Annotated in this window: 11 protein-coding genes; 8 read left to right on the plus strand and 3 right to left on the minus strand. The window is 58.9% G+C overall.

What is annotated here, in order from left to right; genetic code table 11:
- The first annotated feature begins 2 nt into the window (after positions 1-2).
- The 6 genes from AB4N43_RS00175 to AB4N43_RS00200 all read left to right on the plus strand — a co-directional run bounded on the left by AB4N43_RS00175 (position 3) and on the right by AB4N43_RS00200 (position 5,105).
- Positions 3-665 carry an amino acid ABC transporter permease gene (locus AB4N43_RS00175; protein ID WP_027923781.1) on the plus strand — a complete coding sequence of 221 codons (663 nt, stop codon included), beginning with the start codon at positions 3-5 and terminating at the stop codon, positions 663-665.
- Positions 662-1,453 carry an amino acid ABC transporter ATP-binding protein gene (locus tag AB4N43_RS00180; RefSeq protein WP_027923782.1) on the plus strand — a complete coding sequence of 264 codons (792 nt, stop codon included), beginning with the start codon at positions 662-664 and terminating at the stop codon, positions 1,451-1,453. Before AB4N43_RS00175 ends, AB4N43_RS00180 begins: the two co-directional genes overlap by 4 nt.
- 30 nt (positions 1,454-1,483) lie before the next feature.
- Complete coding sequence (locus AB4N43_RS00185; RefSeq protein WP_027923783.1) at positions 1,484-1,873, plus strand: RidA family protein; 390 nt, start codon at positions 1,484-1,486, stop codon at positions 1,871-1,873.
- Positions 1,874-2,019: 146 nt separating this feature from the next.
- The gene (locus AB4N43_RS00190) at positions 2,020-2,784 is read left to right on the plus strand and encodes an IclR family transcriptional regulator (protein ID WP_027923784.1); all 765 of its coding nucleotides are present in this window, start codon (positions 2,020-2,022) and stop codon (positions 2,782-2,784) included.
- Positions 2,785-2,823: 39 nt separating this feature from the next.
- The gene (locus tag AB4N43_RS00195; protein WP_460152694.1) at positions 2,824-4,041 is read left to right on the plus strand and encodes an amino acid deaminase; all 1,218 of its coding nucleotides are present in this window, start codon (positions 2,824-2,826) and stop codon (positions 4,039-4,041) included.
- Positions 4,042-4,172: 131 nt separating this feature from the next.
- Complete coding sequence (locus AB4N43_RS00200) at positions 4,173-5,105, plus strand: sugar kinase (protein WP_027923786.1); 933 nt, start codon at positions 4,173-4,175, stop codon at positions 5,103-5,105.
- A 115-nt stretch (positions 5,106-5,220) separates the two neighbouring features.
- On the opposite strand, the gene AB4N43_RS00205 is transcribed toward AB4N43_RS00200, so the two are convergent.
- Positions 5,221-5,496 carry a peptidylprolyl isomerase gene (locus AB4N43_RS00205; RefSeq protein WP_007898282.1) on the minus strand — a complete coding sequence of 92 codons (276 nt, stop codon included), beginning with the start codon at positions 5,494-5,496 and terminating at the stop codon, positions 5,221-5,223.
- A gap of 51 nt (positions 5,497-5,547) precedes the next feature.
- Positions 5,548-8,085: a PAS domain-containing hybrid sensor histidine kinase/response regulator gene (locus AB4N43_RS00210; protein WP_194940167.1), complete on the minus strand. Its 2,538-nt coding sequence runs from the start codon at positions 8,083-8,085 to the stop codon at positions 5,548-5,550.
- Between the two features lie 121 nt (positions 8,086-8,206).
- Between AB4N43_RS00210 and AB4N43_RS00215 the strand changes: the two genes are divergently transcribed.
- Together AB4N43_RS00215 and AB4N43_RS00220 are read left to right on the plus strand one after the other, a co-directional pair.
- Positions 8,207-9,316 carry a PilT/PilU family type 4a pilus ATPase gene (locus AB4N43_RS00215; RefSeq protein ID WP_460152696.1) on the plus strand — a complete coding sequence of 370 codons (1,110 nt, stop codon included), beginning with the start codon at positions 8,207-8,209 and terminating at the stop codon, positions 9,314-9,316.
- A gap of 124 nt (positions 9,317-9,440) precedes the next feature.
- Entirely contained in the window at positions 9,441-13,292 is a 3,852-nt protein-coding gene (locus AB4N43_RS00220; protein ID WP_460152698.1) for a hypothetical protein, read from the plus strand.
- A gap of 6 nt (positions 13,293-13,298) precedes the next feature.
- Here the strand turns inward: AB4N43_RS00220 and AB4N43_RS00225 are convergent, their stop codons facing one another.
- Complete coding sequence (locus AB4N43_RS00225; RefSeq protein WP_460152699.1) at positions 13,299-15,254, minus strand: acetoacetate--CoA ligase; 1,956 nt, start codon at positions 15,252-15,254, stop codon at positions 13,299-13,301.
- Between the last annotated feature and the right edge of the window lie 109 nt (positions 15,255-15,363).

A 15,363-nucleotide genomic window follows, 5' to 3' on the forward strand; every position in this document is an offset into this window, starting at 1 on the left:
CCATGTACGAATCCCCTGGTTGGTTGCATGAGTTATGGGTTGCCCGCGAAGTGTTGTGGCAAGGCTTCCTGACCAGTGTGCAGGTGTCGGCGCTGGCCATTTTGCTGGGCACGATGGTCGGCATTGTCGCCGGTCTGGTGCTGACCTACGGCAAGTTCTGGATGCGTGCGCCGTTTCGCGTCTACGTCGACCTGATTCGCGGTACGCCGGTGTTTGTGTTGGTGCTGGCCTGCTTTTATATGGCGCCGGCACTGGGTTGGCAGATCAGCGCGTTTCAGGCCGGTGCGTTGGGGTTGACGCTGTTTTGCGGCTCCCACGTCGCCGAGATCGTGCGCGGCGCGTTGCAAGCACTGCCTAGCGGTCAGATGGAAGCGAGCAAGGCGATTGGCCTGACGTTTTTCCAATCCCTCGGTTACGTGCTGTTGCCTCAAGCGTTGCGGCAGATCCTGCCGACCTGGGTCAACTCCTCGACGGAAATCGTCAAGGCCTCGACGCTGTTGTCGGTGATCGGCGTGGCGGAGTTACTGCTCAGCACACAGCAAATCATCGCCCGGACCTTCATGACCCTGGAGTTTTACCTGTTCGCCGGATTTCTGTTTTTCGTCATCAACTACGCCATCGAATTACTCGGCCGGCACATTGAAAAGCGGGTGGCCTTGCCATGACTCAACTCTCCAACACGCAAAACGGTCAGGCCCTGCTGGACATACGCGGCCTGCACAAACAATACGGCAAGCTCGAAGTGCTCAAGGGCGTCGACCTGAGCATGCAGCGCGGCAACGTCGTCACACTGATCGGCTCCAGCGGTTCGGGCAAGACCACCTTGCTGCGCTGCGTAAACATGCTCGAAGAATTCCAGGGCGGGCAGATCATGCTCGACGGCGAGTCCATCGGCTATGACGAGGTCGACGGCAAACGCATCCGTCACCCGGAAAAAGTCATCGCCCGGCATCGTGCGATGACGGGCATGGCGTTCCAGCAATTCAACCTGTTCCCGCACCTCACCGCCTTGCAGAACGTCACCCTGGGTTTGCTCAAGGTGAAAAAACTGCACAAGGACGAGGCCGTTGCTCTGGCGGAAAAATGGCTGGAGCGCGTCGGCTTGCTGGAACGCCGTGATCACTATCCCGGTCAGTTGTCCGGCGGTCAGCAACAGCGCGTGGCGATTGCCCGGGCGATTGCGATGAACCCGAGCCTGATGCTGTTCGACGAAGTCACCTCGGCCCTCGACCCGGAGCTGGTCGGCGAAGTGCTGAACGTGATCAAGGGCCTGGCCGACGAAGGCATGACCATGTTGCTGGTCACCCACGAAATGCGTTTTGCATTCGAAGTCTCGGACAAAATCGTTTTCATGAATCAGGGGCGCATCGAAGAGCAGGGGCCACCCAAGGAGCTGTTCGAGCGCCCTCAATCACCGCGTCTGGCTGAGTTTCTCAAAAACACGCGCTTTTAACTTTTCAGAATTCAATCAGGAGAAACACTCATGAGCATTACTCGTTACGGCACCGGCAGTAGCGCCGCTGGCGGTACGCCTCGTCCTTTCGCCCGCGCCGTTGAAGCCGATGGCTGGCTGCACGTTTCCGGGCAGGTGCCGGCGCTGGATGGCGAGATCATTACGGGTGGCATCGTCGAACAGACCCACCAGACCATGAAGAATCTGATTGCGATTCTGCAAGAGGCCGGTTATGGCCTGGAAGATGTGGTACGTGCTGGCGTGTGGTTGGAGGATCCACGGGACTTCACCAGTTTCAACAAGGTCTTCTCCGAGTACTTCAAACCCGAACACGCTCCGGCCCGTGCCTGCGTGCAGGCGAACATGATGGTCGACTGCAAGGTCGAGATCGACTGCATCGCGTACAAGAAAAAGGCCTGAACCGAGTCGCGCCCATCGCGGGCAAGCCACGCTCCCCCAGGGGAATGCATTTCAAATGTGGGAGCGTGGCTTGCCCGCGATGGCGGCCTAACAATCGCCACCGCACTCTAGGTAAACTCCCGGCACTTTGTATGGGAACCAATGAAATGACCGAAGACACCATCAAGCGCCGGGCTCGCGGTCTGGACCGGGCGTTCGATATCCTCGACTTCCTCAAGGAAATCGGCAAACCCCTGCGCCCGAATGAAATTGCCAGCGGTATCGGCAGCCCGAAATCCACGGTCTACGAATTGGTGGCCTCCCTGCTGGAACGGCGCATTCTGGAAACCGTGGGCAAGGACGGTCATGTCTACCTGGGCCGTCAGTTGTACTTCCTCGGGCAGGCGCATTTGCGTCATTTCGACCTGACCCGCGAGGCCGATCTCGCCTTGCAGGAAATCGTCAGCCAGACCCACGAAACCGCCCAGATGTGCCTGCTCAATGGGCGCAAATACACCGTGGCGCTGATGAAGGAGGGCGAGCGGCATTTCCGCATTTCCTCGGACATCGGCGAGAACGCGCCGATTCCCTGGACCGCTTCCGGGCGCCTGCTGTTGGCGCATTTGAGTGACGAGGAAATTGTCGACCTGATCGACCATGACGACTTCATTCTGCCCAACGGCGAACGCCTGCCGCTGGAACAGTTTCTGGCGGAAATCCGGCAGGCCGGCATCGATGGCTTTTTCTCCTTCGATAGCGTCGCCGACACCTTTACCCATTGCTTCGCCGCCCCGGTCAAAGACCCCAACGGCGTGGCCATTGCGACCCTGTGCATCGTGGCCCCACGGGCTGATGCCAAGACCCATTACAACGACTATCGCCGAGTGCTGATCGACAACGCCAACCACCTGGCCCGGCGTATCAACGAATAAATGCGGCTGCCTGCGGCCGCGAATGTGAGGAGTTCGACCATGTCTACTGCCAACAATACTGCCGCCGTGGAAAAGGGTTTTGCCCAGACCGGCGCCAACCTGGTCCGCGATGTCAGCCTGCCGGCGCTGGTGCTGCACCGCGAAGCGCTGGAACACAACATTCGCTGGATGCAGGACTTTGTCAGCAACAGTGGCGCCGAACTCGCGCCCCATGGCAAGACCAGCATGACCCCTGCCTTGTTTCGCCGCCAACTGGACGCCGGCGCCTGGGGCATCACCCTGGCCAGCGCCACGCAAACCCGCGCGGCCTATGCCCATGGCGTGCGTCGGGTGCTGATGGCCAACCAATTGGTCGGTACGCCGAACATGGCGTTGATCGCCGATCTGCTGGCGGACCCGACGTTCGATTTCCATTGCATGGTCGATCATCCGGACAACGTCGCGGACCTCGGTGCCTACTTTTCCTCGCGCGGCGTGCGCCTGAACGTGATGATCGAATACGGTGTGGTCGGCGGCCGTTGCGGTTGCCGCACTGAGGACGAAGTCATCGCGCTGGCCAAAGCCATCAACGCGCAACCGGCGCTGGCTCTGACCGGTATCGAAGGCTACGAAGGCGTGATCCATGGCGATCATGCGGTGACCGGTATCCGCGCATTCGCCCAGTCATTGGTGCGTTTGGCCGTGCAGTTGCAGGACAGCGGCGCGTTTGCGATCGCCAAGCCGATCATCACTGCGTCGGGTTCCGCCTGGTATGACTTGATTGCCGAGGAGTTCGAAGCACAGAACGCTGCCGGGCGTTTCCTCAGTGTGTTGCGTCCGGGCAGCTACGTGGCCCACGACCATGGCATCTACAAGGAAGCGCAATGCTGTGTGCTCGACCGTCGTAGTGACCTGAATGAAGGCCTGCGTCCGGCGCTGGAAGTCTGGGCACACGTGCAGTCGATGCCGGAACCGGGTTTTGCGGTGATTGCCCTGGGCAAGCGCGATGTAGCGTACGACGCCGGTCTGCCGGTGCCGTTGCTGCGTTACAAGGCCGGTGTGGTGCCGGCGAAGGGCGATGACGTCAGTGCCTGCAAGGTGACGGCAGTGATGGACCAGCACGCGTTCATGACCGTGGCGCCGGGGGTTGAGTTGCGGGTCGGCGACATTATTTCGTTCGGCACGTCGCACCCGTGCCTGACGTTCGACAAGTGGCGCACGGGGTGTCTGGTGGATGATCAGATGAATGTCATCGAAACCATGGAAACCTGTTTCTAAGGCTTGAGACCGAGGCGCTGCTATCGCGGGCAAGCCCGGCGCCTACATGGGTAACACGATCCCTGTGGGAGCCGGGCTAGTCCGCGATGAGGCCCGCCCAGACAACAAAGAAACACCAGAGACCCCACACCATGCACACCATCAACACCCTCGGCCCCAACATCCCGCGCATCGCCCTGATCGGCGAATGCATGATCGAGCTGCAACAACGCGCCGACGGCAGCCTGCAACAAAGCTTCGGCGGCGACACCCTGAACACCGCCGTCTACCTGTCCCGTGAACTGGGCGAGCGCGGCATCGTCGATTACGTCACCGCCCTGGGCGACGACAGCTTCAGCGACGCGATGTGCCAGAACTGGGCCAGCGAAAACATCGGCCTGGGCATGGTCCAGCGTTTACCCGGACGTTTGCCCGGCTTGTATTGCATCCAGACCGACGCCGCCGGCGAGCGTCGTTTTCTCTACTGGCGCAACGAAGCGGCCGTGCGCGATTGCTTCACCACGCCCGCCGCCGCGCCGATTCTGGCGGCGCTGCCGGATTACGACGTGTTGTACTTCAGCGGCATCACGCTGGCGGTGCTCGGTGTGCAAGGTCGGGCAAAATTGCTGGAAACCCTGATCGAAGCCCGTCAGCGAGATGCGCGCATCGTCTTCGACAACAACTATCGGCCGCGCTTGTGGGCGTCGGTTGAGGAAGCCCGCGCGGCGTATCGCAGTGTGTTGCCGTATGTGGACCTGGCGTTGCTGACGGTTGAGGACGAGCAGGCGCTGTTCCATTTCTCAAGTTGCCAGGCGGTGTTCGATGCTTACGAGCAGATCGGCACGCCGGAAGTGGTGCTCAAGCGCGGTTCAGACGCGTGCCTGATTCGCTGTGACGGTGAGTCGTTTGAAGTGCCGGCGCAGAAGGTCGACCGCGTCGTAGATACGACGGCGGCAGGGGATTCGTTCAGTGCGGCGTACCTGGCCAGTCGGCTCAAGGGCGCGAGCGCGGTGGAAGCGGCTGAGGCGGGGCATCGGTTGGCGAGTCGGGTGATTCAGGTGCCGGGGGCGCTGATCCCTAGATAAGGGATGAATGGCCGTCTGCTTCGCAGTCGGTTCGCGAGCAGGCTCGCTCCCACAGGGGAACGCATTCCAATGCAGGAGCCGAGCTTGCTCGCGATGAGGCCCTCAAGGCCACCCCTCAATCCCGGTAAAACACCTGCACCAGGTGATACCCGAACTTGCTCTTGATCGGTCCGTGCACCACCCGCAGCGGCTTCTTGAAAATCACCGCATCAATCACCCCGACCATCTGCCCCGGCCGCACTTCACCGAGGTCGCCGCCGCGCTTGCCGGACGGGCAAGTGGAGTACTTTTTGGCCAGCACGTCGAAGGCTTCGCCCTTGGCGATGCGTTGTTTGAGCTGCTCGGCTTCTTCCGAGGTTTTCACCAGAATATGGCGGGCTTGAGCTTTCATGGGGCGTACCTTGCAACGTGCTGACAGCGGGGCGGGCGATTATGCCTCAACTCACTCGGGTTGGCCGATCATCGTGCGAATCTTGTTGGCCAGCAAGTCGATGGAAAAGGGCTTGGCCACCATGTCCATACCTTCCTCCAGAAAGCCCTGACGTTCCGCGGCGGTTTCCGCGTAACCGGTCATGAACAGCACTTTGAGGTCCGGGCGATGCTGGCGGGCGATCTCCGCCAGTTGCCGACCGTTCATGCCCGGCAGTCCGACATCGGTCACCAGCAGATCAACACGCAAATCCGATTCCAGCAAGGGCAGGGCGGTCTTGGCGTCTTCGGCTTCGTGAGCGTGGTAACCCAGCTCATTGAGCAAGTCGAGCACCAGCATGCGCACCGCCGGGTCGTCTTCCACCAGCACCACGGTTTCACCGGCAATCGCCGCGGGCGCCTCGCCCGTGACCGGCACCAGCACGTTTTCCGGTTCCATGGCATGCAAGCGCGGCAGGTACAGGCGCACGCTGGTGCCCTTGCCGGGCAGGCTGAACAGGCTGACATGTCCGCCTGATTGCTGGGCGAAGCCGTAGATCATCGACAACCCCAGCCCTGTGCCCTGGCCGATGGGTTTGGTGGTGAAGAACGGGTCAAATGCCTTGGCCAGTACCGAGGGTGTCATGCCGGTGCCGTTGTCACTGACGGCGATCATCACGTAATCCCCGGCCTTGACCGGTTCCAGTGTGGTGATGTCAGTGCCGTCGAGGTAGACATTGCTCGTTTCGATCAGCAGTTGGCCGCCATCGGGCATCGCATCGCGGGCGTTGATCACCAGGTTGAGCAGGGCGTTTTCCAGTTGGCTGACGTCGGTGCTGATCGGCCAGACTTCATCGGCCAGTTTCAGATTGAGCTCGATGTGGTCGCCCGTGGTCCGGCTGAGCAAGTCTTCCAGCGAGCGCACCAATTCATTGGCATTCAGCGGTTTGCGATCCAGTGACTGGCGACGGGAAAACGCCAGCAGGCGATGGGTCAACGCGGCGGCGCGGTTGGCCGAGGACACCGCGGCTTCGGTAAAACGGCTGATCTCGTGAGTGCGCCCATCGGCGATGTAGCGCTGCATCAAGTCAAGACTGCCAATAATCCCGGTAAGCATGTTGTTGAAGTCATGGGCGATGCCGCCGGTGAGTTGGCCGACTGCTTCCATTTTTTGAGCATGGCGCAAGGCGTCCTCGGCACGCTCGCGCTCGACCATCTCGTTTTGCAGGCGCTGGTTGGCTTCGGCCAACTGCTGGGTGCGAGCGGCGACGCGCTCCTCCAGGGTTTCATTGAGATTGCGCAAGGCTTCTTCGGTCTGTTTGCGCTCGGTTTCGTCGATCACAAAAATGTAGAAGCCATTCACCGCGCCATCCGCGCCGTGGCGCGGCAGGTAGTTCATCAGCGCATGCCGCAGACTGCCGTCGCGGTGTGGCGTGCTGATGCTGAAGCAGCAAGGTTTGCCCGTAAGTGCTTCAGCAATGTGTTCGGCACGTAAGGCATAGGCCTCGTCACCCAGTACTTCGCGAATGGTTTTGCCGTAGAGCTCTTGCGGCGTCAGGCCGTACCAGTCCAGGTACGCGGAATTGTTCAGGCGGAAACGCTCTTCGCTGTCGACGTAGCTGATCAGGATCGGCATCGCGTTGATGATCAATTGCAGCTCGGTCTGGCTCTGGCGCAGGGCCTGTTCGGTGCGTTTGCGCTCGGTCAGGTCCAGCGCGGCGCCGAGAAAGCGCATCGGCCGGCCGTGATGATCCTTGTAGCAGCGCCCCCGGGCAAACACCCAGCTCAACTGCCCATCGGGTTGCAGCAGGCGATATTCCTCGGCGTACTCGGTGCCATGGGTGATGCAGTGCTTGATGCTGCGCGCAATCATCGCCCGGTCTTCCGGATGCACGCCCTGGAGGTACGCGCTGATCGGCAATTCCCCGGCCAACGCCGGATCGATGCCGTGCAGTTGGGCAAAATGAGCGTCGGCGAGGAAACGGTCTTCGCCGATGTCCCAATCCCAGGTGCCCACCGAGTCGGTCGCGGCCAAGGCCAGTTGCAGGCGCTGCTCGGTTTCGCGCTGGGCCTTGAGGCTGGCGGCCGAGCGTTGTTCCAGTTCAAGGGCGATGCGGCGACGTTCGTTGGTTTCGATGGCGGTGACCAGAATGCCCGCCACCTCGGCGCTTTCATCGCGGATCGGGCTGTAGGTCAAATCCAGCCAGAAGTCGGAATCGCCACCGTCACGTTGCAGGGTAAAGCGCTGTTCGCTGTAGGTGCGCACCTGGCCTTGTAGGACGGCGCTGTAAATCGGGTCGGTAAAGTCCTGAAGTTCTGGCCAGATCTGGTGCGTCGGCTGTCCGAAAGCGTGTGGATGTTTGCTGCCAGCGAGCAGGGCGAAACCGTCGTTGTAGATCTGTGTCAGCTGTGGTCCCCATAGCAACAGCATCGGCATCGGTGAGTGAATCACGATGTCGACGGCGGTGCGCAGGCTCTGCGGCCAGGTGCCAGCAGGGCCCAAGGGGGTCTGTGTCCAGTCCAGTCGGGCAATCAATGCCTGGGCATCGCTGCCGGTGGGTGATGCGTTCATCAAGTGGTCCTGCGCTTAAGTCGGTGTGGCGGCGTCTACTATCCTCGTAGGGCGGTAGAGGCTGGATGACCCATGTCGGGTCATTATTTTTTCATTGAATGCTTCGCGGGTGTTTTTTGCCATGGAAATCGATGCACTGTTGAAACTTCTGGCCAGCGGTAATGGCTCCGATCTTTATCTCTCCACGGCGGCACCGCCCAGCGCGCGGTTCGACGGCGTCCTTGAACCGTTGTGCGATCAGCCGTTCAAACCCGGTGAAGTCGCGGCAATGGCCGCGTCCATCATGGACGCCGAACAGCGTCTGGAGTTCGACCGTGAGCTGGAAATGAACCTGGCCATTTCGTTGTCGGGAATCGGGCGCTTTCGGGTCAATCTGTTCAAGCAACGCAACGACGTGTCCATTGTGATCCGTAACATCAAACTCGACATCCCGCGCTTCGAAGATCTCAAATTACCCCCCGTGCTGCTGGACACCGTGATGCTCAAGCAAGGCCTGATACTGTTCGTCGGCGCCACAGACTCGGGCAAGTCGACATCGCTGGCGGCGCTGATCGACTACCGCAATCGCCACAGCAGCGGTCATATCGTCACCATTGAAGACCCGATCGAATATATCCATCGGCACAAGCAGTCGATCATCAATCAGCGCGAAGTGGGCGTCGATACCCGAAGTTTTCATGCGGCATTAAAAAACACCCTGCGCCAGGCACCGGACGTGGTGCTGATCGGCGAAATTCGTGACCGCGAAACCATGGAGCACGCGCTGGCGTTCGTCGACACCGGTCATCTGGTGATTTCCACGTTGCACGCACACAACGCCCATCAGGCGCTGGACCGCATCATTAATTTCTTTCCCGAAGAGCGGCGGACGCAGTTGCTGCATGACCTGGGCAACAATCTCAAGGCGTTTGTTTCACAACGACTGGTGCGTACCCGCGACGGTCAGCGCAGGGCGGCAGTGGAAGTGATGTTGGGTACACCGACGATTGCTGACTTGATTAGACGCAATGAACTCGATGAACTTAAAAACATTATGGACAAGTCTGCAGAGTTCGGTATGCAAACGTTCGATGGCGCACTGTATGCGCTGGTGGTGGAAGGCGCTATCAGCGAGGAAGAGGCGCTAAAACATGCGGACTCGCTTTGTAATCTTAAGTTGCGCCTTAAACTTTATGGCGCAGGGGCTTCGAACGTTAATATGCGCAGTGATGGCTGGGGGTTGGTGGATTGATTAAATTGGTAAAGTGAGGGGTTGTGAAATATTGTCTTATGACTTTTTACTGTTTAGTTATTATTCGATGAGTCAGGATTAACCGTCGTTGAATGAATCAGTTAACTAATTTCATAAGGTTGTTATGTTTTATAAGTTTAAGTATAAAGACTATCCGTTGTCCGGGGCGGTTTCTGAAGTTCAACACCTTTGGTTAAAGGTCGATGCGGCTGAGCGACAGGTGGTCGTGCGCTTATTGCAAAGTGTCTTCGAGGATCAAGAGGACGACGGGCCCTACCATTGGCAAGGCTACGAGTTTGAACTGGCGAAAGGCTCTTCGTTGTATGAAGTCCATATGCCGGGTCGAGTGGCATGGAATAACCTGGCCAACTACACGGTCGTGATGGATGAACTCCGTCGCCACGGCCCCGAGAACATGGCCGCAACCCGTATCAACGAAACCGGCGGGCTTGAGATTTTCAGAAAAGACCGGTTAGTGTGGGACGTCGTCGACGTGAATATCGTCCAGGAGTCCCACTATTATCAGAAGCTTCTGGTGATAGGTGATATTGCCAAACAAGCCGGTGGTTACATTTATAGCGAAGATTTCGTCGATGTGGACCAATGGCTGAAGTTTCATGGCCTGATGGTTCCAAGAAATGCCAGCGAAACAAAAAACCTGATCGCGCTTTTCGAGTTCGATCCTGAGGTTGATGAGCTGGGTAACTATTGGGGGCAGCTTGTTACGGATGATCCGTCGTTAGCCGTCTTGTCGGTTGAGCAGCGCGACGCCATTCGGCAGGTCACCCAGCGTGTCGCCAAAAACACCAAACTGCTGGATAAGTTGTTCCGCGAAACGGGGCGCGTCATTGCGACGCACGATAATGCCGCGCAACGGATCGGTCAGTTGATCAAGCATCCGGTGGCCCAAGCTTGTGCCAGGAAACTCCTGGAGGAGTCGGGCTGGTTCGGCGCGCAATCCGGGCAAGAGGTCTCTTCACAAGGTCTTGAGCAACTGCTGGTAACCAGCCTGTTGCTGGATCTTTATCCGTCTCTCGGTAGCACCCAAGACCGCAAGCGTATCGCCGGTTTCGCTTTATATGCGCCGAGCAACGTTGAGCGGTCGCCGGCCGTGGTGCGCGAGGAGCTGCAAGCCTTACTCTATACCAAAGGCTGGGTTGATCCTGCCGCGGCGCCGCTGGCGTGTCATCTGCTGCTGGCGGAGATGGCGCCGGAATTTCTGGTCACGGGCGTGCCAGCAGCGATGACGATGGGCTCGGTTGCCTGGGTCACCTTTTGCCATGGCGTTGCTCTGGCGGAAGCGGTGAGGAAGGGGGCGTCGCGTGTGCTGACGTATGCGCAGATCATGGCGTATGTCGAACTGGAACCTGTCAGCGAACCGCTGTCCCGACTGCGGGAATTGGCGATGATCGATCCGATCGTTGACTGGGCGCTATTGAATGGCGTTATCAGCGAAAGCGAGCTCACTCAAGCGGCAAAGGAAACCACCGAGCGGGCAATCACGGCGTTCCAGGAATTCGCGGAGAACTTCACCCATCTGGCCAGCGTCTATTCCATCCCAATGCCCAACCGCGAAACCATTGCGCGCGAAGCGTTGAAAGGAGCAGTGCCGGAATGTGATTTCCTGGACGATAAAGTGCTTTATCAACACCCCGGCCTCTATGCATCCCCCAACCCCATGTCGATGGTCGGCTTGCACATGTCGGCGGACCTTGCGGGTGGCCAGTGGGATTTCCGCGCGGTCTTTCCCGACGATGTTTTTTCCAGAACCCCTGATTTGTTGGCCGGTGTGACCAATCAACAAAGACCAACTCACTACGACCCCTCCGTCACCAGCCTTTATAGCCGCTTTCCAAGGTTGCAGAGCCTGCCGCCCAACAATGTCGAATACCATCGCCTGTTACGGAATTATCTCGGCGATCTGAATAAAGCGCTGGCGACCAATGTGAAGTTGGCCCTTTCACACATGCTTGCCCATGATCTGGAGATTTTTCTAAAAGGTAAGATCACCTTTTTTACCGTTCGTCTTCCAGCGACCAGCACTGAGTCTTACTTCTCGATATCGCCGGTGCCCGTTTCGACGACTTACGAAACACAGCAAAGTAACGATGCTGTGAAGGGACGTTTTGGCATTGTCATGTTCGCTGCCCACGGCAATGCGGTTGCCTGTTATGAGTTGTTTGCCTTGCGCGGTGAATTACGGAAAAACACCACGCTGGCGACGCTGATAACCTCAACGGGTAAATTGCGGACTGCCGCCCGAATGGATTTTAACGGGGAGCTGAATGCGCCCCTGCGACCTGCGACTCCCGAATTGTTGCCTCTCTCGGTTGTTGAATACACTGCCGGCGATTTTGCTGAGAATGACGCCAGCAGCGCCATGGGGATTATTGAAAAACTGGGTGAGCTTCCCGCACCAGCGTCTGTGTCGGCGCGGCAGCAGAGTCACTACCGTAATTTCGGTAATCCGCAGCTACGGCGAATTGCCGAGTTCGTTGTGAACAATCATCCGTTGCGCACATTTGACGAAATCGAGTTAATGGCCACGGTACCGACAGCACTTGAAACAGAACGCAAAAATGGCGAAGAGACTGCAGATTACATCGTGAATTTGGTGGTTCCGTTCAAGAAGTGCATCGAGGATTTGTCTTCTGGAGAACACAATAAGGTCGTTGACGGGATCTACGGTTGCGTCATGGATGCTATGGCGTTGGGCAGTGCATTTGTGGGGGCGGGCGCCAAAGCGCTGAGCATTTCGTCGAAGGCGGTCTCCTTGTCGTCCAAAGGCGCCCGCCTGACCAAACTGGCGTTTGCGACGTCCGTTTCCCTCTTCAACCCCGTGGATGATGTGCCAACGGTGTTCTATGGTGCCGGGAAACTCATCCACAAAGGCGCGTTACGGTTCAGCAAGCAGGCTGAAGAGCTTCTCGGACTGGCAAAGTCCCAGTTGGGCAGACTCCATGGCAGCCACAATTCCTATGACCTGGTCCGCGCAGCCAGCAACGTCAACACCGGACAGGGTACCTGGCGACCCCGTGGTGCCATCGGTGAGGAGCTCACGGTGGTGGCGACCCGCAATAATTTTCAATGGTATGCCCTCGACCGTCTGGGCAAAGCCTGGGGGCCAAAACTCGACAACTTTGCCTATGTGGCCCCTGTCCGTTTGCCGCGATCTACCAAGACATTGCCTGTCAGTTATACCCGACAGTTCATCGAACAAAGTCTGCCGCGGGCCCGGACGAAAATCGAAAACGCGATCAACGCCTTGACCCATCGTGACTTTGTGTCGCAGCGCAACCTGGTTGCCAGACTGCTGATGGGAAGCGACTCGAACGATGCAATCAATCAGTTATTGAACTATTTGAGAGCGGTCAGGGCCGACTTTGGGGGCGTTTCCATCAGTAACTTCATCCTTGATCCACTCAAGGACACCCACCACATTGCCGCTTTCGACACGAGCGCTTACCAACAGTGGAAAGGTGCAGCCGGGCAATCCGACGCGAAGTTCATTGAAATCTATACGCCCAATCTTAACCGGCACTTCATTGGCCTGGGATTCAATCATGACGTCGTCGCAGACGACTTGATCCATGAGCTGTTTCACGGGCCTGCGCAGATCGGTGATGTCGCCTATGCCCGCGACGCTGGCAGCGTCGGCGGTGGACAGTCGCTGGACGTGGCGTCGCTGCTGAACCTGGCTTCCGGCCGGCTTGCGGTGACAGATGAAGGCAATGCTCGTCACGCCAGTTCCAAAGCCTTTGAAAACGCCGACTCACTGGCGGTGGTCACTTCGCTGCTGAGCCAGTTGCACACCGACGAAGTCGGGTTTGACCGCAACATGTCCCTCCTGCGGAACACACTTGAAGCACATCCCGATAGCGCGATCGTCGATCCGGTGCGGATCACGTTGAACCATTCCGTGACTGCGCAGCGGCTTGGCTCTGGCTCTGGCAGGCCTGGCACGAGCGTCCAGTAGAACCGTTTAAAAAGCGAGTTCCGGCCGATCCCGAAATTGCTCCAGCGCCTCGGGATTGGCCAGCGCATCGGTGTTCTTTACCTTCTGCCCATGCACCACGTTCCTCACCGCCAGCTCAACGACCTTGCCGCTGATGGTTCGTGGAATATCGGTCACCGCGACGATCTTCGCTGGCACATGTCGCGGCGTGGTGTTAGCGCGAATCACTTGGCGGATCTGTTGCTGCAAGGCTTCATCCAGTTCGACACCGTCGCGCAATCGCACAAACAACACGACCCGCACGTCATCCTGCCATTGCTGACCAATGGCCACGCTGTCCAGCACTTGCGTGATTTTCTCTACCTGGCGGTAGATCTCCGCCGTGCCGATGCGCACGCCGCCGGGGTTGAGTACCGCATCCGAGCGGCCATGGATCATCATCGCGCCGTGGGGCAGTTGCTCGGCGTAATCGCCCTGGGACCAGACACCGGGGAACTGGCTGAAATACGAAGCGTGCAGCTTTTCCTGTTGCGGATCATTCCAGAAACCGATGGGCATGGCCGGGAAATGCCGGGTACACACCAGTTCACCCTTCTCTCCGATCACCGGTTGGCCGTCGTCATTCCAGACTTCAACGGCCATGCCCAGGCTCTTGCCCTGTATTTCGCCACGGCGCACCGGTTGAAACGGGTTGCCGTTCACAAAACACGAAACGACGTCCGTACCACCGGACATCGACGCCAGGCATACGTCGGGCTTGAAGTCGCGGTAAACATAGTCGTAACTCTGGGGCGACAGTGCGGAGCCGGTGCAGAGGAGGGTTTTCAGACTGCTCAAGTCATGGCTTTCGCGCGGCTTCACGCCATTGCTTTCCAGGGTCGCCAGGTACTTGGGGCTGGTGCCGAAGACGCTGATCTGTTCATCGTCTATCAGGTCGATCAACCGTTCGGGGCCTGGATGGAACGGCGAACCGTCGTACAGCACCACGGCGCTGCCGACGGCGAGGGCCGAGACCAGCCAGTTCCACATCATCCAGCCGCAGGTGGTGTAGTAGAACAAACGGTCGCCAGCGCCGAGATCGCAATGCAGCCCATGTTCTTTGACGTGCTGCAGCAACACACCGCCGGTGCTGTGGATGATGCATTTCGGCACGCCGGTGGTGCCGCTGGAGTAGAGGATGTACAACGGATGCGCGAAAGGCACGGGGACAAAATCCGGCTCGCCGCCCACGTCGTAGAAATCCTCCCACAACGTCACATTGGCATGGGTGTGGAAATCGACGATGTGCGCCTGTGGCCGTGCATACGGCACCACGATCAACTGCTGCAAGGACGGCAGGCGCGAGAGGATTTCGTTGATTTTGCCGGTCTGGTCGATGTCCTTGCCGGCATAGCGGTAACCGGCGCAGGTGATCAGTACCTTTGGTTCGATTTGGCCGAAACGGTCGATCACCCCTTGGGTGCCGAAGTCCGGCGAGGAGCAGGACCAGATCGCCCCCAGGCTGGTGGTGCCGAGCATGGCCACCAGGGTTTGCCAGGTGTTGGGCATGCACGCGGCGACGCGGTCGCCGAGGCCAACGCCGGCAGCGATCAGACTGTGCTGGAACCCGGCCACATGCTCGGCCAGTTCCGCCCAGGTCAGGTGTTCGCGCTGGCCGTTCTCGCCAATGGCAATCACCGCAATGGCATCGTCGCGACGGCGCAGCAGGTGTTCGGCAAAGTTCAGGGTGGCGCCGGGAAACCACTGGGCGCTGGGCATTTGCGCGCCTTCGACCAGCACTGCGTCGGGTTGGTCGTGGAAGCGGATGTCGAAGAAGTCGACGATGGCCTGCCAGAAGTCTTCGCGCTGATCGATGGACCATTGGTGCAGGGCCGGGTAGTCATCAATGTGGACGTGGTGGCGCTGGCTGATGGAACGCCGAAAGGCCTCCATGCGCGTCTTGGCGATGCGCTCGGCACTGGGTTGCCAGAGAATGTCGGACATGGTTTGCCTCTTGTTCTATCTGGAGATCCAATCGCGGGCAAGCCACGCTCCCACCGGTAAACGCGATCTAATGTGGGAGCGCGGCTTGCCCGCGATGAACGATAACGCG

Source organism: Pseudomonas sp. S2_B07, from assembly GCF_054668435.1.